Origin of the sequence: Streptomyces sp. NBC_01288 (assembly GCF_035982055.1) — a bacterium.
GTDB lineage: Bacteria > Actinomycetota > Actinomycetes > Streptomycetales > Streptomycetaceae > Streptomyces.
This window is the reverse complement of the sequence record NZ_CP108427.1, coordinates 174,028-194,054: the sequence shown is the minus strand read 5'-3', so window position 1 is coordinate 194,054 and position 20,027 is coordinate 174,028. Positions and strand designations below refer to the sequence as shown.

The 20,027-nt window shown below is 70.2% G+C and carries 19 protein-coding genes and 1 pseudogene; 8 read left to right on the top strand and 12 right to left on the bottom strand.

Translation table 11 applies throughout. The features are described 5' to 3' along the window. Positions 1-34: 34 nt before the first annotated feature. The 5 genes from OG194_RS00975 to OG194_RS00955 all read right to left on the bottom strand — a co-directional run bounded on the left by OG194_RS00975 (position 35) and on the right by OG194_RS00955 (position 4,003). A complete protein-coding gene (locus OG194_RS00975; RefSeq protein WP_327398852.1) occupies positions 35-835 on the bottom strand; it encodes an aminoglycoside 3'-phosphotransferase in 801 nt (266 codons plus the stop codon). A 10-nt stretch (positions 836-845) separates the two neighbouring features. Beyond that, positions 846-1,088, bottom strand: coding sequence for a helix-turn-helix domain-containing protein (locus OG194_RS00970; protein ID WP_327398850.1), 243 nt, complete (start codon positions 1,086-1,088; stop codon positions 846-848). After that, the gene (locus OG194_RS00965) at positions 1,088-1,741 is read right to left on the bottom strand and encodes a DUF2975 domain-containing protein (protein WP_327398849.1); all 654 of its coding nucleotides are present in this window, start codon (positions 1,739-1,741) and stop codon (positions 1,088-1,090) included. Before OG194_RS00965 ends, OG194_RS00970 begins: the two co-directional genes overlap by 1 nt. Positions 1,742-1,876: 135 nt before the next feature. After that, positions 1,877-2,698, bottom strand: a complete 822-nt coding sequence (locus tag OG194_RS00960; RefSeq protein WP_327398847.1) for a class I SAM-dependent methyltransferase — start codon at positions 2,696-2,698, stop codon at positions 1,877-1,879. Positions 2,699-2,848: 150 nt separating this feature from the next. After that, on the bottom strand, positions 2,849-4,003 hold the full coding sequence (locus OG194_RS00955) for a PucR family transcriptional regulator (protein WP_327398846.1): 1,155 nt from the start codon (positions 4,001-4,003) through the stop codon (positions 2,849-2,851). A gap of 159 nt (positions 4,004-4,162) precedes the next feature. Between OG194_RS00955 and OG194_RS00950 the strand changes: the two genes are divergently transcribed. Both OG194_RS00950 and OG194_RS00945 read left to right on the top strand, forming a co-directional pair. Beyond that, positions 4,163-5,050, top strand: coding sequence for a helix-turn-helix domain-containing protein (locus OG194_RS00950; protein ID WP_327398845.1), 888 nt, complete (start codon positions 4,163-4,165; stop codon positions 5,048-5,050). A gap of 152 nt (positions 5,051-5,202) precedes the next feature. Continuing rightward, complete coding sequence (locus OG194_RS00945) at positions 5,203-6,168, top strand: SMP-30/gluconolactonase/LRE family protein (RefSeq protein WP_327398844.1); 966 nt, start codon at positions 5,203-5,205, stop codon at positions 6,166-6,168. A 39-nt stretch (positions 6,169-6,207) separates the two neighbouring features. On the opposite strand, the gene OG194_RS00940 is transcribed toward OG194_RS00945, so the two are convergent. Next, entirely contained in the window at positions 6,208-7,884 is a 1,677-nt protein-coding gene (locus tag OG194_RS00940; RefSeq protein ID WP_442811774.1) for an MFS transporter, read from the bottom strand. Positions 7,885-8,045: 161 nt separating this feature from the next. Then, positions 8,046-8,486, bottom strand: a complete 441-nt coding sequence (locus tag OG194_RS00935) for a MarR family winged helix-turn-helix transcriptional regulator (RefSeq protein WP_327398843.1) — start codon at positions 8,484-8,486, stop codon at positions 8,046-8,048. Between the two features lie 72 nt (positions 8,487-8,558). On the opposite strand from OG194_RS00935, the gene OG194_RS00930 reads away from it, so the two are divergent. The 3 genes from OG194_RS00930 to OG194_RS00920 all read left to right on the top strand — a co-directional run bounded on the left by OG194_RS00930 (position 8,559) and on the right by OG194_RS00920 (position 11,315). Then, positions 8,559-9,443, top strand: a complete 885-nt coding sequence (locus OG194_RS00930) for a PfkB family carbohydrate kinase (protein ID WP_327398842.1) — start codon at positions 8,559-8,561, stop codon at positions 9,441-9,443. Positions 9,444-9,523: 80 nt separating this feature from the next. After that, a complete protein-coding gene (locus OG194_RS00925; RefSeq protein ID WP_327398841.1) occupies positions 9,524-9,718 on the top strand; it encodes a hypothetical protein in 195 nt (64 codons plus the stop codon). A 130-nt stretch (positions 9,719-9,848) separates the two neighbouring features. Further along, positions 9,849-11,315, top strand: a complete 1,467-nt coding sequence (locus tag OG194_RS00920) for an FAD-binding protein (protein WP_327398840.1) — start codon at positions 9,849-9,851, stop codon at positions 11,313-11,315. A gap of 14 nt (positions 11,316-11,329) precedes the next feature. Here the strand turns inward: OG194_RS00920 and OG194_RS00915 are convergent, their stop codons facing one another. From OG194_RS00915 to OG194_RS00905, 3 genes are all read right to left on the bottom strand, one after another. Beyond that, complete coding sequence (locus OG194_RS00915) at positions 11,330-13,945, bottom strand: ATP-binding protein (protein WP_327398839.1); 2,616 nt, start codon at positions 13,943-13,945, stop codon at positions 11,330-11,332. A 45-nt stretch (positions 13,946-13,990) separates the two neighbouring features. Next, positions 13,991-14,605, bottom strand: coding sequence for an SDR family oxidoreductase (locus OG194_RS00910; RefSeq protein WP_327398838.1), 615 nt, complete (start codon positions 14,603-14,605; stop codon positions 13,991-13,993). Positions 14,606-14,814: 209 nt separating this feature from the next. Next, a complete protein-coding gene (locus tag OG194_RS00905) occupies positions 14,815-16,314 on the bottom strand; it encodes a hypothetical protein (protein WP_327398837.1) in 1,500 nt (499 codons plus the stop codon). Between the two features lie 135 nt (positions 16,315-16,449). Here OG194_RS00905 and OG194_RS00900 point away from each other — a divergent pair, with 135 nt between their 5' ends. Continuing rightward, positions 16,450-16,899 (top strand): helix-turn-helix domain-containing protein, encoded by a 450-nt coding sequence (locus tag OG194_RS00900; protein WP_327398836.1) that lies wholly within the window; start codon positions 16,450-16,452, stop codon positions 16,897-16,899. Between the two features lie 69 nt (positions 16,900-16,968). Continuing rightward, a pseudogene (locus tag OG194_RS00890) lies at positions 16,969-17,498 on the top strand (IS630 family transposase). A 307-nt stretch (positions 17,499-17,805) separates the two neighbouring features. Here OG194_RS00890 and OG194_RS00885 read toward each other — a convergent pair. Continuing rightward, the gene (locus OG194_RS00885) at positions 17,806-18,285 is read right to left on the bottom strand and encodes a MarR family winged helix-turn-helix transcriptional regulator (RefSeq protein ID WP_327398834.1); all 480 of its coding nucleotides are present in this window, start codon (positions 18,283-18,285) and stop codon (positions 17,806-17,808) included. 88 nt (positions 18,286-18,373) lie between these two features. On the opposite strand from OG194_RS00885, the gene OG194_RS00880 reads away from it, so the two are divergent. Further along, positions 18,374-19,384: an alpha/beta fold hydrolase gene (locus OG194_RS00880; protein WP_327398833.1), complete on the top strand. Its 1,011-nt coding sequence runs from the start codon at positions 18,374-18,376 to the stop codon at positions 19,382-19,384. A 179-nt stretch (positions 19,385-19,563) separates the two neighbouring features. Here the strand turns inward: OG194_RS00880 and tnpA are convergent, their stop codons facing one another. Next, entirely contained in the window at positions 19,564-20,004 is a 441-nt protein-coding gene (gene tnpA, locus OG194_RS00875) for an IS200/IS605 family transposase (RefSeq protein ID WP_327406950.1), read from the bottom strand. Between the last annotated feature and the right edge of the window lie 23 nt (positions 20,005-20,027).

Below are 20,027 nucleotides of genomic sequence, written 5' to 3'. Positions count from 1 at the left end.
GAACCGCTCCACCGCACCCCGCGGGTACGGCGACTCAGTCCGACAGCCGCCACAACAACCGGTAATACCTGACCCGTTCCGGGTCCGGCTCGACTCCGTAGGCTTCGAGCAACGGCTCTTCCCAGCCGGGACCGTAGTTCCACCGCGTGCTCCACGTCGCGATGGCGAGGTCGGCCCAGCGGTCGGCGACACCGAGCGCGCCGAGGTCCACGTGACCGCAGCACCTGCCGTCGTCGCCGATCAGGGTGTTCGGAGCGCAGGCGTCGCCATGGCAGACGACGAGTTCATCGACCGGCGGGATGTCGGTGAGCACGCGGAGCGCACGCTCGACGGTCCCGAGGTGCTGGAAGTCCTCGGGCCAGTCCGCCGGATCGACCAGGCCCGCCGCCGCTCGGGACCGTACCGCCTCCAGCCGCTGCCCGGCCGACCAGTCGAACGGACAGTCCGCGACAGGCAGTTGCTCGTGCAGGGCGCGCAGCCCGGTACCGATGGCGCGTACCGCGGTGCCGGGGTCGCGCTTCCAGTGGTCGTCCACGGCTATACGCCCGGGCAGGCCGGCCGTGACGATCCAGGACCCCGTCCCGTCCGCGCCCTCGCCGACGACACGCGGCACCACGGCGAACGCCGCCGCCCAGCGCAGGCGCACCACCTCGGCCGAGAGGCCGACGCCACTGCCCGCCGGCGTCCACTTCACGAACTGCCGCGCATCCTCCAGGCCGACCTGAAACGTCAGACCGCCGACCTCGTTGCGCCACACGGCCCGTACCGGGCGCCCCGCCGCGAGTTCGGTGACGATCCACGGAAGCTCGACCGGCCCTTGGGGCGAGGTCACCATCACCACACCGTCACCCCTTCCCGTGCTGCGGGCGGTGGGTGAGGAGGTCGCCGGGCTGGCAGTCGAGGACTTCGCAGATGCGGGTCAGGGTGCTGAAGCGGATGGCCTTCGCGCGGCCGTTCTTGAGGATGGACAGGTTGACGTTCGTGACGCCCACCTGGACGGCCAGTTCGGCCAGGGTCATGCCGCGTTCCTCCAGGATCCGGTCGAGGTGGACCTCGATGGCGTGCGGGTCGGCCTCGGCGGGGGACATCAGATGACGCCTTCGAGATCTTCGCGCATCACGGCACCGACTCGCATGATCCGGGCCAGGGAGAGCAGCCCGATGCCGGTGAGCAGCGCGAAGTACGGCATGCCGTGATCGACGTCGTAGAGCAACGGCCTGTGGTCCGCTGTCCGCAGGGAGTTGAGCAGCGCGGCTCCCGCGACGCTCTCGGTGACGTGGCAGACGAGGCTGCCGACGGCCAGGTACCAGCCCAGGAGGCGTAGCCGGCCCGCGGTGCGGAAGGTGTGCGGGCCGTCCTGGCGTGCGGCGCGGATCAGCCAGTAGAGAAGGAACAGGGCGCCGATGTAGAGGGCGGAGGACGGCAGTTCGGTCAGCGTGCTCAGCAGACGTGCGCCGCCGCTCGGGGAGTAGTCGCAGTACCTCGGCGTGAACGAGACCACGATGCCGGGCTTGGGCTCCATGAGCCGACTGAACCAGTCCTCCCCACCGCCCTGCGTGGACGGGTCCGTGGCGCAGACCGAACCGTCGCCCCATCCGAAGACGCCACCGATCCCGACCGCGGCGTACGCCTTCAGCACCAGGAACACCGCGACCAGCGCGCAGAGCACGGTGACCACGCCGGCCATGGGTTCCAGCGGGTTTCTGCTGCCGTGCTCGGCCTCGGTCGACTCGTCGGTCATGGCGGACCGCCCCCTGTGTATCGTTTATCGATGTTATCGAAAAACGATACAGCGGCGAGTGTGCGGCAGGCAAGCAGCCCACACGCCAGCCGTCTTGTGCCCGCTCTGCCCCAACTTGCCCCGCAGGAAGAGGTGTTACCGCACCTCAGCCCACGCGGCCACGAGTTCCGGGACGTACACCGTCGCCCGCACCTCCATGCACGCGCGCGCCATTCGAGCCCGCAGTGTGTCGATGTCAACCTCCTCGGCGGTGGCGATTCCGCCGCGCTCCATCACCGGCAGCAGACTGCGCGTCGACTCGGCGATGAGCGTCACCGCCGCCGAGTCGGGACCGCCCGTGGGTACGGCGACCGCCACGCTCGGATCGGAGAGCCCCGAGAGGCGTAGTACTTCGGCCAGTTGCTCACCCATGTCGGGGTCACGGCGGCCTTCGCGGAGTGCCGCACTGATCCATCCCACGGCCTCCGTCACCAGCGGTACCGCGGGTACGGCGCGCGTCCTCGAAATGTTGAAGTCCTGGAACGTGACCACACCTCCGGGTCGGACAAACCGTGTCAGTGACTTCACCGTCCCCACCGGATCGTCGAGATGAATCAGGATCAGCCGTCCCACGAGGGCGTCGAAAGGCTCGGGTATTTCGAGATCGGGCAGCGTGCCCTGTTCGAAGCTGACGTTCCGAACGGAGGTCCTGGCCGCGTTTTCTCGCGCACGCTCCAGGACCCCTGGCTCCATGTCCACGCCGAGAACCCGGCCGCTTGAGCCGACCACGCGCGCGGCGGCCAGCGACACTTCGCCCGTACCGCAGCCGACGTCGAGAACGCGCATTCCCTCGCGCAGCCCCGCCGTCCTCAGAAGGTATTCGGTGTGCCTGTCGTACAGCGACGCCTGTATGCCGAGCCTGTCCGCCTCCTCGGAGGTATTTCCCATCACGTAGGAACCCGGGTCCTTCTCAGTCATTCCTGGTCCGTTCATTGCTCTGGAATTTCTGCGATGCGCAGTCAGCAGTAACGGAGTGTAGGAAGCGCCCGGTCGGCAGTCTTCGGCGTGATCATGGAGTGAACGGGCAGATTTTCGTGGATTCCACAAGCATGGATTCCACCAGCACCGTCAGCCGGTGATGCCGACGACCGAACGGACGAGACCGGCGAAGGTGCGCGGATCGGCACCGGTGAGCTTGTGCCACTGGCCGAGCCGGTAGGCCACCGTGTTGGGATGGATCCCGAGGGCGGTGGCGGCATGGGCCAGCGACGACCCGGCGTCGGCGAAGGCGATCACCGTCTCCGCCAACAGGGGGTGCGCGCCGGTGACTTGGCGGACTTCGGCGAACAGGGGGAGCAGCCGCTCCCGGCTGTCGATGAGACTCGCCTGGAGCCAGACGTCCTCGAACGACGTTGCGCGGCCGCCGCGTTCGGCCACGGCGAGGGCGCGCTCCGCGTCGGTGATGCTCATCTCCGCGCCGGCGAGCCCGGACCGGTCGAGGCCGACGCCCACGCGCGCGTCGTCGCCGCACAGGTTGATCACGCGGGTGGCCAGGTCGGCCGGGTCGACCCGCTGGGTGATCGCGACCATCAACTGCCCGCTCAGGCCGCAGGAGACCCTTCCGGCGAGTTGCCGTGCCGCACGTTGCAGCAGGCCGAGGTGTCCTTCCGCGGCCCACGGGGCGGCCGGCGTGCACAGGGCGCGGAAGTCGCCGTCCGGGTCGAATCCCAGTTCACGGGCGATCTCGGCGGTGTGCTCGCGGGGCGCCCCGCCGGTGCGGAGCAGTTCGAGGAAGCGCTGCCGCAGACCGGCCTCGCGCCCGTACCGTGACCCGGCCTCGTCCGCGAAGGCGTCCGCGACGACGCCGCTCACCGACTGGACCCACATCCACAGGGGTGCGACCAACTCGACGGCGGTGTCCTCGGCCGCCGTACCTCGGGCCGCGGCACGCAGTTCGTCCCACAGCCGACGGGCGCCGATGTGAAAGGTCGCGAGCGCGTCCTGGACGGGCAGACCGTAGTACGCCCTCCTGCGTGACTCGGCCTGAAACTCGAGCAGTTGCTCGGCTGTCGGTTCCACATCGAGGGCGAGCCCCCACAGGAGGGCATGCAGCCGGCTGTGCACGGTCGCGCGCTGCTCGGCCAGCGGCAGCGCCGCGTAGGAGGGGAGCTCGCGCCTGAGGTCGTCGGTGACGACGTCGCTGAGCTCGTCGAGCCGCGACAGCAGGGATTCGCACAGCACACGCAGCGGATGCCCATCGGGCCGGACAGGAGAGAATGTCACGCCCGACACTGTCGAATCGACAAAGCGTCCCTGTCAATCCTCCTCACGCGGAGTGACGGGTACGGGTCGCGTGCCGAGCGGCTCGGTGAGCCGGACCCGCCGTTGCCTATCCAGAGTTGGGTCAGGCTGAGGGCGTGCCGGCTGACCATACTGAGTTTCGTGAAAGGGAAAACGCAGCTCGGGGAATTTCTGCAGGCTCGGCGTTCCCATCTCCGTCCTGAGGACGTCGGGGTGGCCACGTACGGGGAGCGGCGGCGCGTGCCGGGGCTCCGGCGCGAGGAGTTGGCACTGCTCGCCGGGGTGAGCGTCTCGTACTACACGCGGCTGGAACAGGGACAGGCGCCGAGCGCTTCGCCCGAGGTGCTGGACGCGCTGGCCTTCGCCCTGCGGCTCGACGAGCCCGAGCGGCGCTATCTGCACGACCTGGCCCGCGCGGGCAGACAACGCCCGCGGGGCCGGCGGCCCGCGCCGGAACATGTGACGGAAGAACACGCCCAACTCCTGGACGTCCTGGGGGACGCGCCCACGCTCCTGCTGGGCCGATGCGGCGACGTGCTGGCTTGGAACCGCCTGGGACACGCGCTGTTCGCCGGTCATGTGGCCCCCGACGCCCCGGACCGGCCGGCCCAGCGGCCGAACATGGCCCGGCTGGTGTTCCTGGACCCGCACACCCGCGACCTGTACGCGGACTGGCCGAGCAAGGCCAGGGCGGTGGTGGGGCACCTCCGTCTGGTGGCGGGACGGTTCCCCGACGACGCGGCGCTGCACGCGCTGGTGGGTGAACTGAGCGCCAAAAGTGCGGAGTTCGCCTCGATGTGGGCCGACCACCGGCTCAAGTCGCACATGCTCGCCTCGTACGAGATGCGCCATCCGCTGGTGGGCCCGCTGACGGTCGTCCAGCAGACCCTCGGTCTCGGGCGCGGCACCAGCGTCGTGGTCGCCACCACCCCGGCGGGCTCGTCCGCACGAGCGGCACTGACCCTGCTGGCCCAGGCCGCCGTACCGACCGAGCCGGCGCGGACGCCCGCCCGGGCCGCAACGGACTGACCCCCACGCTCGCCAACTTCCCATCTACCAGGCGTACTTCACGGCTTCGTGCCCACTCGCCGCATCACCGCATCACCGCGTCGGCACGTCGCTGCCGTATGCCCGAAAACCACTGACCACAGAACCGACGACCCCTCCCAAGGAGCCGACCCATGCTCAAGAAGCTCACCAAGTCCGCCCTGTCCGCGGCTGTCGTCGTCGCGGCCGCCGCCGTGACGCTCGGCCCGGTTCCCGCCTCGGCCGTCTCCGCGCCGCTGAGCGATGCCCGCATCGTGCGCCACTTCGACCTGGCCAGGGGGCAGACGCCGGAGAACGTCGTCCTCGCTCCTGACGGCAGTGCCTACGTCACCTTCGCCTCCGCCCGCCAGATCGCACGGCTCTCGCCCCACGGCACCACACAGATCCTGGCCACCCTGCCCGCGCCCACGGACGGCGGGGTCCACACCCCTGTCCTGGGCTTCGCCCTGACCTCCGGCATCGTCCGGGCCCACGACGGCACCCTGTACTTCCTGTACGCCACCGGCACCGCCGACCTCACCGGCGTATGGCGACTGCGCCCCGGCGGCACGCCGGAGCGGATCGCCGCGCTGCCCGCGGACGGACTGCCCAACGGCCTTGCCCTGGACGCCCGTTCACGCACCCTCTACGCCACCGACTCCGTACGCGGCACCGTCTGGAAGGTGCCTGTATCCGGCGGCACACCCACCGCCTGGTCCACCGCGCCCGAACTGGCGTCGGCCGGTTTCCTCGGCGCCAACGGCCTGAAGATCCGGGGCGGGGCGCTCTGGGTCACGAACCTCGACCGCGGCACCGTCCTGCGCGTTCCCGTCCTGCGGGACGGACGCGCCGGCAGCGTCCGGACCGAGGTCGCCGGCCTGCCCGGGATCGACGACTTCGCTTTCACCGGCCGCGGCAACCAGATGCTGGCCACCCTCAACGGTTCGAGCGAGGTCGTGCTCGTCGAGCCGCACGGTAGCCCCACCACGGTCCTGACCGTGGCCGACGGCCTACAGAACCCCACGTCGATCGCCCTGCGCGGCGACACCGCCTACGTCCTGAGCGCGGCCTACGTCACCGCCCATGACCCCAACCTGGTACTCGCCCACCTGAACCACTGACCACTCCGGCAGACCGGGCGCGTCGCACCAACCCGGTTCCTACGACGCCCCGTTCGGCCCCGCCTGCGAAGTCTCGGGCGTCTCCGCGGGAGCGGGTGGCAGGCCTGCCGGTGACGGTTCGGGTTCCGCGTCGGGCTTGTGGCCGCCGCGCAGGGCCGAGGCGACCGCGGAGACCAGGGCCATGCCCGCCGCGACGCTGAAGACGATGGTCAGGCCGTGGTGGAACGGGCCCGAGACCAGCTGGGGGAAGAAAGTGTGGCCGGTCAGGACGGCGCGCTGGGCGGCGGTGACGTGGTCGAGGGTTCCGTTGGACGCGAGCAGGTGCTGGATGGGGTTGTTACCGAGGAACGTGGCGAACAGCGTGCTCACCGGAGGCAGCGACGCCGCCTGCTCGGCCGCGCCGGTCGGTACCCCGTGCAGCTGGAGCCCGTGGCTCAGCGTCCTGGGCAGCGAGGTCGCGAGCCCGGACACCATCAGGGAGAAGAACACGCCGATCGAGAGAGCCGTGCCGGAGTTCTGGAAGGTGGAGCGCATGCCCGAGGCGACACCCCGGTACTCGCTCGGCACGCTGCCCATGATGGACGACGTGTTCGGCGCGGAGAACATGCCCTGGCCGAGACCGTTGAGCAGCAGCAGCGCCGCGAACATGCCGTAGTCGAAGTCGATGGGCAGCGCGAGGAGGCCGAGGAAGGAGAGCGCCACGACGATCAGTCCGACCGTCGAGAACATCCGGGCGCCGAACCGGTCCGACAGATAGCCCGAGATGGGCCCGGCGATGAGGAAGCCGACGGTGAGCGGCAGCATGAAGATGCCCGCCCACAGCGGGGTGTCCTCGTAGTCGTAGCCGTGCAACGGCAGCCAGATGCCCTGTAGCCAGATGATCAGCATGAACTGCAACCCGCCCCGCGCGATCGCGGTGAGCAGGGCGGCCAGGTTGCCCGCGGCGAAGGCGCGCACCTTGAACAGGGCCAGGTTGAACATCGGTTCGGCGATGTGCGTCTCGACGTAGCAGAAGATCAGCAGGAGTACGACGCCGCCGATCAGGCCGCTGAGCACCCACGGGTTTCCCCAGCCGGTGGCGCTGCCGCCGTAGGGCTGGATGCCGTAGGTGATGCCCGCGAGGAGGATGCCGGCGCCGGCCGCGAAGGTGAGGTTGCCCAGCCAGTCGATGCGGCCGGGGCGGCCCGCCGAGGTCTCGCGCAGGCTCAGGTACGACCAGATCGTGCCGGTGATGCTGATCGGCACGCTCACCCAGAACACCGCGCGCCAGTCGACGACGGCCAGCAGACCACCGGCGAGAAGGCCGAGGAACTGGCCCGCGAGGGCGGTGATCTGGTTGATGCCGAGGGCCATTCCACGCTGCCGGGCGGGGAAGGCGTCGGTGAGGATCGCGGCCGAGTTGGCGGTGAGCATGGACCCGCCGAAGGCCTGCACGACGCGCCAGAGGATCAGCCACATCGCCCCCGCCCCCGCGCGGAACGGGTCCAGGGACAGCGCGACGGACGCGCACGCGAAGATCAGGAAGCCGATGTTGTAGATCTTCACCCGGCCGAACATGTCACCGAGCCGCCCGAGCACGACGACCAGCACCGCCGAGACCAGCAGATAGCCCAGGATCATCCAGAGCAGATAGCCGATGTTGCCCGGCGCGAGCGGATCGAGGCCGATGCCGCGGAAGATCGCGGGCAGCGAGATGATCACGATCGAGGCGTCCATCGTGGCGATGAGCACGCCGAGCGTGGTGTTCGACAGCGCGACCCACTTGTAGTTCGGCCCGGGGGGAGTGTCCTTACGACGCCCCGAGCGCACGGCGTCCAGCAGCGACGGCCGGCCGCCCTCGTTCGCCTGTCCGTCGCCGGGTATGTGCTCTCGCTCGGTCACAGTCGCTCCGCCAGTCGGTCGAGGAGGGGCAGGGCCGACGCGAGGGTCGCGCGCTCCTCCGCGGTGAACTCGTCGAGGACGGCCCCGAGCCGGTGGACCGACGCGGAGCGCCGCTCGGCCAGCACGGCACGTCCCTCGTCGGTGATCGCCAGGATGCTCCGCCGTCCGTCCGCGGCATCGGGGCTACGGCGGACCAGCCCGCGCTGTTCGAGCAGCGCGAGGGTGCTGGCCATTGCCTGCGGGCGTACCCGCTCGGCCTCGGCGAGGGACGTGGGCGACTCGGAGCCGTCGCGGGCGAGCCGGGCCAGGACCGAGACCCCGGAGAGTGACACGTCCCCCACGGCGTGCGCCTGACGCAGGCGCCGTGTCACCCGGCCCACCGCGAGCCGTAGCTCGGACGCGAGCCGGGCGGTGTCGTTCGGGCTGTTCACCTTCATGGCTACTAACAGTAGGTTTATCAGCCTGGACTGCTCAACCAATTGTTAGTAAATGGCGTGAGGAGGTCGTTGGTGGAGAGAGGACGCCCCAGAGGGTTGTTCGTCGGTCTGTGCACCCTGGACGTCATCCAGCTCGTGGACCACGCACCGCGCTCGAACGAGAAACTCACGGCTCGGGAGCAAGCGGTCGCCGCGGGCGGCCCGGCGGCCAACGCGGCTGTCGCCTTCGGCCACTTGGGCGGCGCGGCCACGCTCCTGACGGCAATCGGCGCCCACCCGCTGGGAGTTGGGATGGTAGCCGACCTGGACGCGCTGGGCGTGACCGTCTCCGACCTGGCCGCCGACTCGACGCGGCCGCCCGCCGTCTCCTCCGTCCTGGTGACCGCGTCCACCGGAGAACGAGCCGTCGCCTCGACCAACGCGACGGCACACCGGCTCGCCCCGCCCGACGACCTCGACGCGCTGGTGGCGGCCTGCGACATCGTCGAGTTCGACGGCCACCACATGGAACTGGCCGTCGCCGCGGCTCGCTCCGCGCGTGCCCTCGGGCGTAAGGCCCTTTTCGACGGCGGCAGTTGGAAGCCCGGCACCCAGAACCTGCTGCCGTTCATCGACGTGGCCGTCTGCTCGGCCGACTTCCGCCCACCCGGCACGAGCACACCGGCGGACACACTGCGCTTCCTGCGGGAACACGGGGTCGCCTGGTCGGCGGTGAGCGGGGGAGCGGCCCCGATCCTCTGGGCAGGCCCGGGTGGCGAAGGCGCGGTGGACGTGCCGTCGGTGAAGGTGGCGGACACGCTGGGCGCGGGGGATGTCCTGCACGGGGCCCTCGCGTATCACCTCGTGGGGGCCCGCCTGGCATCGGAGGACTTCGCCGAGGCGCTGCGAGCGGCGGCCGTCGTGGCCTCACGGGCATGTGCCTCGTTCGGCACGCGCGCGTGGATGCGGGAGGGGTGACCTGGGGCGACGTGTCCCGACCTGAGAAGATCATCGGGAACGTACGCGTCACGGGACCGTACGCGACAGGGGTGGGAAACATGATCGGTGCAGTGCTGCTAGTCCTCGTGGTGCTCCTCATCGGCGGGTGCGCATGTGTCTTCTGGGCCGAGCGCGGCGGGCCCCGCTGGGCCCGTGTTATCGCGACCGTGACCCTCTCCGCCAGCGAACTCCTGCGGAGCTCCAACAAGAAGGGGGGGTGGGGCCAGAACTCGAGCAGCCAGGGCGACGACTAGCAGGGTCAGGTCGCCGCGGCACGTGTCGAACCGGTCGGGGAACTCGCCGGGACGGAACCCTTCTCCGGACCCCAACATGCCTAGACTGAGCCGTCGTTGATCGTTTCACGGACGGTCTCAGGAGGACCACATGCCCCGCACCCCGTCTCGACGCACCGCCCTGCGCGGCCTGGTTGCAGGCTCAGCCGTGGTGATCGGCTTCGATCCCTTCACCCGTAGCTGGGCGGTGACCGACACCGGCCGGCCGCTCACCGGCCTCCCTCATCTGGACGGGACGCTGCACACCGACGACGCCTCGCTCGGCGCGGACGCCGACGACTTCGGGCACATCGTGCACCGGCGTCCGGCGGCGGTGCTGCGGCCCGGTTCGGTGCGGGACGTCGTCGCGATGGTGCGGTTCTGCAATGTGCACGGACTCAAGGTGGCCCCGCGCGGACAGGGCCACGGCACGAACGGGCAGGCGCAGGTCGAGGGCGGCCTGATCATCGAGACCGAGCCGCTCGCCTCCATCGGCCCTGTGCGGACGGGGAGTTCACGCGTCACGGTCGGCGCGGGCGCCAAGTGGAGCGACGTCGCCAAGGCGGCCATCGCCCACGGTCTGACCCCGCCCGTCTTCACCGACTACCTCGAACTCTCCGTCGGCGGCACCCTCTCCGTAGGCGGCCTGGGCGGTCAGAGCCACCAGCAGGGCGCCCAGGTCGACAACGTCCTCGAACTCGAAGTCGTCACCGGCGCAGGGGAGTTGCTCCGCTGCTCCCCGGCCCGCCACCCCGACCTCTTCCACGCCGTGCTCGCCGGCCTGGGCCAGTGCGCGGTGATCGTCGCCGCCACCCTGCGCCTGGTCCCGGCCCCGGAGACCGTACGGCACTACCTCCTGCCGTACGACGACCTCCAGACCTTCCTCGACGACCAGCAACTCCTTGCCACCGAGGGGCGGTTCGCCTACCTGGAGGGCCAGGTCGGCGCGGACACCGCGGGGGCCTTCAACCAGTTCGCCATCGAGGCCGTCGCCTACGGGCCGCCGGTGGGGGACACCCCCAAGAACACCGTCCTCCTGCGGGGTCTGCGTCACGTCACGTCCGGCGCCCAGATCACCGACCTCGGCTACTACGACTTCCTCGACCGGCTGGCCGCCTCCGTCGCCGCCCTGAAGGAAGCGGGCCTGTGGGCCTACGCCCACCCCTGGCTCAACCTGGTCATGCCGGGCTGTAGGACCGCCGACGTGGCCGGCGCCTTGCTGGACGCGCTCACCCCGGCCGACCTCGGACCCGGCGTCGTCCTCCTGTACCCCCTGCTGCGCGAGCACCTCCACACTCCGCTGCTGCGGATGCCCGACGACCCGATGCCCTACCTGTTCGCGGTCCTCCGAGCCGCACCGCCCGAGGACACCGTGACCGTACAACGCCTGCTGGCCGCCAACCGGTCCGCGTACGAGACGGTTCAGGCGGCCGGCGGCACCCAGTACCCGGTCGGCTCGATCCCCTTCCAACACGCCGACTGGAAGCGGCACTTCGGGCCGGTCTGGAAGCGGTTCGCCGAGGCGAGGAAGACGTACGACCCGAAGGGGATCCTGGTTCCGGGACAGGGCGTCTTCTGAACGCCGACGCCGCTCTAGTCGGGAGGCAGGTCCGCCAGTGCGTCGCGCAACGCGGCCCTGGAGGCCACGCCCAGCTTCGGGAAGAGCTGGCGCAGGTGGGCGGCGACGGTGCGCGGGGAGAGGAAGAGACGCTCGGCGATCTGCTTGTTGGTGAGACCGGCCGCCGCAAGCAGGGCGATCTCCCGTTGCTGGGGCGTCAGTGACGCCGCTCCGGTGACCCCGGCGGTCCCGACGGACAGGCCCGTCGCCCGCAGCTCGTTGCCCGCCCGGGCCGTCCACGGGCGGGCACCGAGCCGCTCGAACGTCTCGATGGCGTCGGCGAGTTGGGAGCGCGCCTGCGTCGTGGCCTTCACCCGGCGGAGGCGTTCGCCGTAGGCGAGCCGGACCCGGGCCAGTTCGAATGTCCGGCCCGTTCTGACCGCGGCCTCGACGAGATCCATGACGACGAACAGGGCCGGCGGGACGTGCGAGGCGAGTTCCCCCGCGCGGCTGATGGCGCACGCGTGCCGGTAGGCGTCCTCGAACCGGCCCTGGCTGAGCGCGGCGAGCGCTCTCGCATGCGAGGCGCAGGAGAGGTAGGAGCCGACACCGCGCGGTGTCGCCCACAGAATCATCTCGTCCGTGAGGGACTTGGTCGCGGCCTCGTCACCCCGGGCGGCAGCGACCAGCGCGCGTTGGTACAGGAACTCCGTCGACAGCAACTGGTAGCTGTGCGCCTCGCCCAGATCCCGTCCCTGCGCGGCCTGCGCCTCCAACTCGTCCCATTCACCCGACGCGAAATGGTCCCGGCCCAGGTACACCAGCCCCTGGATCTCCACGGTGAGCGAGCTGTTGTCCCGCCCGTCGCGCAGCACACGCCGCAACGCCGTCCTGCACGCCGGCAACCGGTCCACGTAGAGAGACGTCATCGCGAGCCGGATGACGCGGACCGGGTCGGCCTCCTGGTCGAGGGAGGCGATGGCGTCGTCGAGCATCCCCAGCGCGGGCGGTGCCGTGCGCGCCGGGTCGGCCATCGTGCTGAGGGTCAGGGCGAGTTGGTCCGGGACCTCCGGTTTCAGCAGACCGAGCGCCCGGTGCAGCGGCTTCCACAGCTCCGTGCGCTGACTGCTCTGGCACAGCCAGGCGAGGGTGTACAGCGCGTCGATCATGGTGGGATCGGCGGCGTCGTACGGCTGGTGCTGCATGTCGATCGCGCCGACGAGCAGCCGGTGGGCGGTGTCCAGGTCGCCCTCACCGCTGAGGAGGATGTGGTGCGCGGCCGCGACCGCGGCGACCAGCGGTCCCGCCCGTCCGCCGTCGGCCAGCCGGGCCTCTTCGAGCAGCCGGGGCACATCGCGCAGATCGCCGGTCAGATCCGCGCCGAGATAGGCCGCCTCGGCGATACGGCGACTGCGCTCGTAGCCGCGCGGGCTCAACTCCGCGGCGCGCAGCAGAGCGGCGATGGCACCGCCCGCGTCACCCCGTCGCACGTTGTCTCGCGCCACTTCCTCCAGCAGGATCGCGACTTCCTCGGTCGGCTCGACCGTGGCATGGGCGAGGTGCCAGGCGCGTCGCTCGGGGCGGTCGGACCAGTACTCCGCCAGGGCGCGATGCACCTCGCGGCGCTGCTCGCTGGTGGCGAGTTCCACGACGGCCGAGCGCGTGAGGGGATGGCGGAACACCAGTCGCCCGGTCGTCGCGTCCACGAGTGCGGCCCGCTCCGCGTCCGCCAGGTCCTCCATCCCGGTCCGCTCGGACGTGGCCGAGGTGAGGACGCGCAGATCGCCGGTGCCGTCCAGGACCGCGTACAGGAGGAGCAGCCGGGTCGACGCGGGCAGTGTCTCGACGCGCGACGCGAACACGGCCTGGAGGCGGTGGCTCAGCGGCAGCAGCTCGGGGACCGCGGTTCCGGAGCGCTGCGGTGCGGTGAGCGCGACGGGGAGTTCGAGCAGGGCGAGCGGGTTGCCCTGCGCCTCCGCGAGCAGCCGTTCCCGGACGCGCGGAGCCAGGGACGGGGTGCGCGCCTGGATCAGCGCCGCCGCAGCCGTCGTATCGAGCGGCTGTACGTCGTGATGGGGCACCCCGCCGCGTTCGAAGAAGCTGCCTTCCCCCGACCGGTAGGCGCCGAGGAAGCCGACCCGGCTGCCGCCCAGGCGGCGCGCGACGAAGCCCAGCACCACGGCGCTGGCCCGGTCCAGCCACGGGAGATCGTCGACGATCACCAGCAACGGGCGTTCCGCGGCGGCCTGGACGAGCAGGGTCAGCGCCGCGTTCGACACCAGCAGCTGATCGGACGGCGTGCCCTGGTCCAGGCCCAGCGCGACGCTCAGGGCGGTGCGGTACGGGTCCGTCAGGCGGTCGAGCCCGGCCAGCAGCGGCTGAAGGACCTGGTGGAGACCCGCGAAACTGATGGTGCTCTCGAACTCCACACCGGCGGCACGCACGACCCGCGCGCCCATGACACGAGCCTGTCCGGCCGCGGCGTCCAGCAACACCGTCTTGCCGACGCCGGCGTCCCCGGACAGCAGCAGCGCCCCGCCGGAGCCCACGGCCTCGTCGACGAAACCCCGGACCAGCCCGAGGTCGTGATCACGGCCGATGAGCCTCCCGGCCGGATGCGACGCCGGAAGCCCGTCCCCGTCCCCATCCATGCGCGTCTCCCTTCCGACCTCGGACTTTACGCCCGCTCGGCACCGTCATCTCATGAACAAGCCGCCGTTGACGTCGAGCGTGGCCCCGGTGATGTACCCGGTGTCCTCCCCGGCCAGGTGTCCCACGAGCGCGGCCACCTCCTCCGGCCGCCCGAACCTCCCGACGGGAATGCGATCGGCGGCACGCCGCAACGCCTCGGCCGGGAGATCGTCCATCACGGGCGTCTGTACGGCCGCGGGAGCGACGGCGTTGACGGTGACGCCGTGGGGCGCGAGTTCCTGGGCGAAGACCTTGGTCAGCACCAGAACACCCGCTTTCGCCGCCGCGTAGTGCGGGCCGGCGACCAGCCCGCCCTGCTGTCCCGCCAGCGACGCGAGGTTGATGACCCGGCCCCAGCCGCGCTCGCGCATCGCCGGTGCGCAGAGCCGGGTGAGGACGAGAACGCTGCGCAGGTTGGTGGCCATGAGGGCGTCCCACTCGTCGAGATCGACGTCCCACACCGAGCCGGGCGCCGTACGCGCCGCGTTGTTGACCAGCACATCGGGGCCGCGCCACGCGGAGGACACCGCCTCCACGGCGCGCCGGGTCTCCTCGGGATCGCTGACGAACCTGCGGGTTTCGGCGGCGAGTTGGGCTTGGTCACGGGCCCGGAGGTGCATGGGCAGGCTCCGCAGACGCGGTTGTCGAGACAGTGGTGCAGGCATCCGATGATGCGGTTGGAGAGATTGCGCAGTGCGGAAATGTGTCGGTCGCCATGGGTGCGTGTGCGGTCGTAGGGGGTTCTGGCGCCGGAGACCCGGCTGTCCAGGAGCAGGGACAAGCAGCGGATTTGCACGGCGCAGGTCGGCGCGGACGGTGCGTAGCGCTATCAGGAGTTCGCGCCGGCGGCGGTGCTGTTGCGGCGGCGTCGGAGGACGATCGCCAGGGTGACGATCACGGCGATCCCCGCGGCGGACACGGCGGTCCAGATCGCCGTGCCGTCGTGGACAAGCTGGGGCAGCAGCGCAGGGGACGCGGCCAGCGCGATGACCGCCTTGTCGTTGCGGGGGGTCCGGTCGAACGGGTTGGACGTGCGTATGGTGCCCTTCGCGCCGGGGACCTGGCGGTCGATGCGGATCCTGAACCCGATGACGGTCGTCCCTCCTTCGTGCCGTACCTCGGAGAAATCGTCGTAGCCGATCTCGCAGACGAACGCCCCGCCGTGCTTCTTCGGCCGCGTGCACGCCCAGTCGCCGCCGTCGTCCTCGAAGGTGTACGGGATGGAGGTCACCGTGGTGCCTTCCGGCGGCACCACCTCGAAGCGGCCCAGCGTCTCCGCGCTCAACGGCCGTCCGGGTCCGTTGTCACGCACCCCCAGCCGGACCGTCACCGTGCGGCCAACCCGGCCCCGGACGGTCGCGGTCACCGGCTGGTAGTCGACCTGCACGGTGGTCGTGGCCTTGACGTACCCGGTGTCGCCGGTGAGGCCGCGGTCCGCCGTCCTGGTCAGGGTCAGCGGGGGTTCGGTGCCGCGCACCGTGAGTTCGGCGGGGCGCTCGGGTTCGGACGACCAGGTGTAAGAGAGGGTGCCCAGCAGCTCTCCGGCGGCGGCCGTGTAACGGACCGGGGCACTGGTGCGGTAGGCCGTGCGAGGTGCCGCCTTGGTGGAGAACTCACACCACGCCGAGGTGGCGGAGGTGTCGAAGTAGCAGTTGTCGGGGCGCGAGGTCAGCAGCAGCCCGTCTCCGGCGGAGATACGGAGCGCGACACCCTGTTCCGCCGTGAAACGGCTGTGGTTCGCGAACCGGGGCGTCGTTTTCCGGGACGTGCCCGGCACCACCGCCTTCACCGACTCGTCGTCCGCCGGGGTGTGGAGCGAAGGCCCGCCCACAGTCATCCGGGTGGTCCCGGTCACCGGTGCCGCGTTGTCCGCGACGACGGTGTACGTCAGCGTCCCGCTGTCGCCCGGCTCGACGCCGTCCACGCCGTTGAGGGTGAAGGGGTTGTTGGACTCGCCGTCACCGTTCTGCACGTCGCCGTAGACGCAGGTGAACACCGGGCCGTCCTGGGTGCAGTTCCCGCCGCCACCCCTGCTCGCCCGGGCGACGCCGTCCAACCCCGAGGTGTCCACGGTGACCCTGACGTTGCGGGCCGGGCCCGCGTCACTGCGTTCCACGGCGACAGGGACGCCGAAGTCGCTGTTCGCGCCTTTGGCGCCCTCGTCGGCGTCGTACATCCGGAAGGCCGCTGGGACTTCGACTCGCAGGGAGACCCGGCCGGAGCCGTCGGCCGCGGCGGGGATCGCGGGCGCCGCCACCGAGGCGAGAACGGCAACGAGGCAGGCCGTCAGGGCGGAGAGGCGTCTGGTGATCAGTACCCGTCGAAGCATGCGGGCACTATGCCAGCGGGCGTCGACGGCCATCCCCCCGGTCCCTGCTACGCGGCCGCTGTCGCCGCACGGCGGCCGGCACCTGCCGGACCTTTTGATCCGATTCGGTAGATGTTCTGAGTCGTTGGTCCTTGCGTGACTGAACTGGTGGGCGACGCGCGGCAGTTGTCGCCGTCGGCGCAGGAGGCGCTTCGCATGCGGGCGGTGGCCGCGCTGGTGGCGGGGCAGGATCGCGAGGACGTTGCCGTGGTGTTCCAGGTGTCGCTGAAGGCAGTGGACAAGTGGTGGGCGAAGTGGCTCGCGGGTGGACGTGGGGCCCTGGTGGCGCAGCCCCGCGGGCGCCGGGCCGGCGAGCACCAGGTGTTGAGCGAGGTGGCGCAACAGGCCGTCCGGCAGGCCGTCTTGGATCACCGGCCGTGTGATGTGGGTCTGACAGGCCGGCTGTGGACTCGGGCCGGGGTGGGGAATCTGATCGCGAAGCCGTACCGGGTACGGCTGACCGAGCAGGGCGTGGGCACGTACCTGCGCCGATGGGGCCCGACGTTCCAGCGCCCGGACAAGCGGGCCGTCGAGCAGAACGCGTAAGCCGTCCACGTCCGGCACCAGGAGACCTGGCCGGCCATCCGAGCCAAGGCCAGGGCAGAGGGGAGCGAGGTGCTCTTCGCCGACCAGGTCGGCATCCGCTCCGACCAGGTCACCGGCCGCACCTGGGGCGAGAAGGGGCACACCCCGACCGTGCGCCGTAGCGGCCACCGGTTCTCCGTGAACGCGATGTCCGCGATCAGCACGAAGGGTCGATGCACTTCATGGTGTTCACCGAGACCTTCGACGCCGACGTCATGTGCGGCCTCCTGGACAGTCTCGCCGGATACTTCGAGCACAAGGTCCACCTCGTCCTGGACGGCCACTCCGCGCACCGCTCCCGCAAGGTCCGCGCCTGGCTCGCCACCCACCCCGACCGGATCGAGCTGCACTTCCTGCCGTCGTACTCGCCCGAGCTGAACCCGGACGAGCTGGTCAACGCCGACCTCAAACGCAGTCTGCCCATGCATCACCAGGCCCGTGACCAGGCCCAACTCGCCGCCGAAACCCGCAGGTTCTTCCATCGGCGTCAACGTCAGCCACACATCGTCCGCGGCTACTTCGGCGGCCCCCACGTGCCACGGGCGGTGTCGGCGCGGTAAGCAGGGCGAACCCGGCCGATGTGAGGGCGCCCGGGTCGACCCGGGTGAAGACGTCCCACAAGGTCCGCTCTCCCGGCACCCGGAAGCGGCCGGCGAACGGATCGAAGGGACAGCCCAGCCGGGCCAGTACCACCTGCCCACTCGGCTATCGCGACCAGGGAGTTGTGACCGGCCGCGCGAGGCACCTTCCCGGAAGGGACGACGGACGAGGAGAGTGCCGTACCGATGGGGACGGACATGAGTGAGGACAAAGCCCTCGACGACACTGACACCTCCAGGGCACGCGTGAGCCTGGGCAGGGCGAGTGCTACACCGACTCGCCGAGGTCCTGCGCGATCCAGCCCGGTGCGTCCAGGCGTACGGGCTGAGCGCCGACCAGCTCCGCCAGGTGCGTCTCAAGGCTCGCGAGTTCGGCGGAACCGATCCGCCGCTCCCACTGGTCGCGCAACTCGTCGAAGATCGCTTCACCTTGTCGCAACACCTCGAAGCCGAGCGAGGTGACCTGAAGGCGTTTGCGGCGGGCGTCGAGGGGGTCCGTTTCGCGTGCCACGTATCCGCGTTCCTGCAGCACCGCGATGGTTTTCGCCGCTGCCTGCTTGGAGACCGACAGGCGTCGGCCCAGTTCTGAAGCGTTGTCCGCACCGGCGGTGATGGACCGCATGGCGAAGTCGTGGACGGGGCGCACGTCTTCGTAGCCGCGGCGGGCCAGTTCGGCGGTCGCGGCGTCCACCAGCGAGCGGAAGCCTCCGAGCAGGAGCAGTGCGAGATCAGCGCCGGATCGTGACATGGGAGAAGACTACGGCCACGCGACTGGACAACGACAACCTTGTTGTCTAACGTAATGGACAACAAGGTTGTCGAAATGAGGAGGGGCAATGGACGCCACGCCTACAGGCCGCACACTTCCGGGGATCACGCACCACCGCGCAGAGGTCAACGGAACCCAGCTGCACTATGTAGCCGCGGGAACCAGCGGATCGCCGGTCCTCCTGGTCCACGGGTTTCCCGAGACCTGGTGGACTTTTCACAAGCTGATCCCGCTCCTCGCGCGAACCCACCGAGTCTTCGCCGTCGACCTGCGCGGCTTCGGCGACTCCCGCAATGGGCCTGGTGAGTACGACAGCACGACCTCGGCCGAGGACCTGCACCTCCTCGTCGAACATCTCGACGTCGGCCCGGTCCACCTCACCGGGCAGGACATCAGCGGAGCGACCGTCTTCCGCCTGGCGACCACGCACCCGCAGAACGTCCTCAGTTTCACCGCGATCGAGATGGGCCTGCCCGGGTTCGGCCTCGAAACACTGGCCGACATCACCCACGGCGGCGCCTGGCACATCGGCGTTCTCGCCGCCCCCGGCATCCCTGAGATGCTCCTGGCCGGCCGCGAGCGCGAATTCCTGGGACAGTTCGCATTCCCCGCCCTGAGCGCGACCCCCGGAGCGATCACCGACGCCGACATCGAGGAGTTCGCCCGCACCTACTCGCGCCCCGATGGCTGGCGCGGAGCGATCGGCCTCTACCGGTCGCTGCTGCGGGAGGGCCCCGAAATCAAGGCTCTCGCCGACACACACGGCCTGACCGTGCCCGTACTCGCGGTCGGCGCGGGAGGGGGCCCCTTCACGGCCGGCACCATGTCCCAGGCCACGGCAACCGACGTGAACTCGGTATCACTCGACGGCGTAGGTCACTATGCCGCGCTGGAGGCCCCCGACGAGTTGGCGAAGGCCATTCTCGAATTCATCGGAAACGTCGACGCCGTCCAACGGTTCCAGGTGACCACCAGGAAAGATCACCCAGACGTGGGCCTTGACCCGGAATTCTGGACACCCACTCCGAAGCCGCCCTCACCCTCCACGGAATCCCATGACCAAACCGGACGAACGTAACTCTCCCCCTGGCCCTGGGCGGGCCGGACCCGGTGGCTGCATGCCTCTATTCCTTGCTGCGAGTATCCGATGGTGGACCGGGACCCGCTCCCGTGCTGGAGTTTCGGCCGGGTGGCACTGGCCGGCGACGCCGCCCATCCCATCCCTCTCTTCGGAGGGAATCCGATCTCGGAACTGCTCTAACCAGCAGGCTGGAGCAGACGTTTTTTCTGCTCGATGTACTGCTTGACGATCGCCGGCGGCGCGCCACCGCAGGATCCGGCGAAGTAGGAACCCGACCAGAACCGGCCGTGCGTGATGAAGCGGTTGACGCGGCCGGTGAACTCCTGCCGCAGGTAGCGGGAGGACACGTCCTTGAGCGAGTTCACCAGGGCCGGCCGGGCGACCTTCGGCGGGTAGTGCACCAAGAGGTGCACGTGATCCTCTTCGCCGTTGAACTCGATCAGGTCCGCGCCGAAGTCGGTGCAGACGTTCCGCATGATCTCTTCGCAGCGTGTCAGCATGGCGTCGTTGAAGACTTCACGCCGGTACTTGGTAACGAACACCAAATGCACGGGCAGGTGGTAGACAACGTGTCGGCCCCGGCGGATATCGGTGTTTGGTTCCCAGCATGGTGATATGAACCAAGCGTCGTAGGATCAAG